The organism is Vibrio sp. YT-19(2023) (assembly GCF_033337395.1).
In genome coordinates this window covers 1-2,090 of the sequence record NZ_JAWOQN010000082.1, presented here as the reverse complement: position 1 = coordinate 2,090, position 2,090 = coordinate 1, and the positions used below count along the sequence as shown (strand labels likewise).

General features: G+C 44.2%; 1 protein-coding gene. It reads left to right on the top strand.

The annotated features are described in order from the left end of the window. Positions 1-561: 561 nt before the first annotated feature. Positions 562-1,998, top strand: coding sequence for an NAD-dependent succinate-semialdehyde dehydrogenase (locus R7E78_RS23950; RefSeq protein ID WP_262640776.1), 1,437 nt, complete (start codon positions 562-564; stop codon positions 1,996-1,998). Positions 1,999-2,090 lie beyond the last annotated feature (92 nt).

The window sequence follows — 2,090 nt, the reverse complement described above, 5'->3', positions numbered from 1 at the left end:
AGTTGGTTAGAATACCGGCCTGTCACGCCGGGGGTCGCGGGTTCGAGTCCCGTCCACTCCGCCACTTATATTAAGCCCCAGTCGAAAGACTGGGGCTTTTTCGTTTGGTCGTGTCCCCTAGAAATGCATTTACACATTGAAGGCGAGACAATACGACTTTCTTTACCCTTTTGGCACATGAGTTTCTCAGGAAGATGAGCCTGCTGCCTGCACTTCCAATTACTCCGAGTTTGTATCATGTCCTCGTTGAAAGATTGGTCATTTGAACAATGAGTCTTTATAACACTCGCCCTCAACCGTAGTAGAATGAATAGTCTTCCTCACTGCGCGTTTTGTTAGCGTCTCTCTTAAACAATAATTTTCTACATCTTATTTCTCAAACATTCATTGCTTCCATGTTTAGAGAGGGACCGTCGTTGCGTGGATTACGCAATTTCCCGAAATATAGTGAGGAAGAGAGTTAAGTCTTCCGAAAATTAATGCCTTTTAGAAAACTTTGTTTTCTTTGCTGAACTTGCTAGTAGCGATTAACCTAAGAGGAGTTCTTGAGGAGTATGTTTGATGATGCAACAAATAAAAAATGAAACGCTGAAATCTGTATTTAAGCAATGGTCTTACGAAGAGGGAATTGTGGTCATCAACCCTGCAACTGAGCAAGAGTTAATTCGGTTAAAGCCTAGTGCTCTTGATGAGTTAGATGATCTCATTGGTCAGTGCAAAACGGAGCAAGTCCGTTGGGCTAAGTTAAGTGCCAAAGAGCGCTCTCGTCGTTTGAGGGGGTGGTATCAACTACTTCTTGATAATGCAGAAGACATAGCCACGATTATTACCTTAGAGCAGGGTAAGCCTTTAGCTGAGAGCAAAGGGGAAGTGATGTATGGTGCCTCTTTTGTCGAGTGGTTCTCAGAAGAAGCAAAACGTGCTTATGGCGAAGTTATTCCTGCCCCCACGACAGATAGACGTCTATCTGCAATTCGCCAGCCTGTGGGAGTATGCGCTGCAATTACACCTTGGAACTTCCCTATTGCGATGATTACAAGAAAAGCAGCACCAGCCCTAGCGGCAGGTTGTGGCATGTTGATCAAGCCATCAGAGCTTACCCCTCTCACTGCAATTGCTGTTGTTGAATTAGCTTATCAGGCTGGTATCCCTAAAGAACTGCTTTCTGTCGTGGTATCAGAACAGGCTGCTGAGTTTGGTCAAGTACTAAGTACTGATCCTAGGATTCAGAAGATCTCTTTTACGGGGTCTACGCGCGTTGGGAAAATTTTGATGAAGCAAGCCAGTGATTCAGTCAAGGCGGTGTCGATGGAGTTGGGTGGTAATGCGCCTTTCATCGTGTTTGAAGATGCAGACTTAGATGAGGCTGCGGAAGGGCTTGTCGCGTCGAAGTTCCGTAATGCAGGGCAAACATGTGTTTGTACCAATCGGCTATATGTTCATAAAAATGTAAAACAAGCTTTTATTGATAAAGTATTGTCGAAGTTAAGCAAATTAAAGCTTGGAAATGGTTTAGAGAAAGGTGTCACATTAGGTCCTGTTATTACGATGGCCTCTAAGCATCGACTAGAGGCGGTGATCGATCAAGCTGTACAAGAAGGAGCCTCTATTGCTAACTCTCCACAGAGACGGCCTGGTCGCTTTATGGAGCCCGTTCTTTTGGATAGTGTGACGCAGAATATGTCGATTGTTCAGCAAGAGCTATTCGGGCCTGTGTTGCCTATTGTTACCTTTGAAAATGATGATCAAGTTCTCGAAATGGCGAACGATACAGAATATGGTTTGGCTTGCTATTTCTATACGAATAGCTTGAAGCGTATTGTGACTTTTAGTGAAGGTTTAGAGTACGGCATGGTTGGAGTTAATGAAGGGATCATCTCTACTGAAGTGGCTCCATTTGGTGGAGTTAAAGAGTCGGGTGTTGGACGGGAAGGTGCTAAGCAAGGACTCGATGAATATCTGGAGACAAAGTATATTTGTCTTGGTGGTTTAAGCTGATTTCAGAGATGGCCGTGACCCGTCCTGATATGGGTTGACACTTTTTAACTAAAACGCTCGATGTACTTCATCGGGCGTTTTGTATTTTAAAG

Excerpts from the sequence above, each read along its gene's own strand:
- R7E78_RS23950 (WP_262640776.1), top strand. The coding sequence starts at position 562 with ATGATGCAACAAATAAAAAATGAAACGCTGAAATCTGTATTTAAGCAA.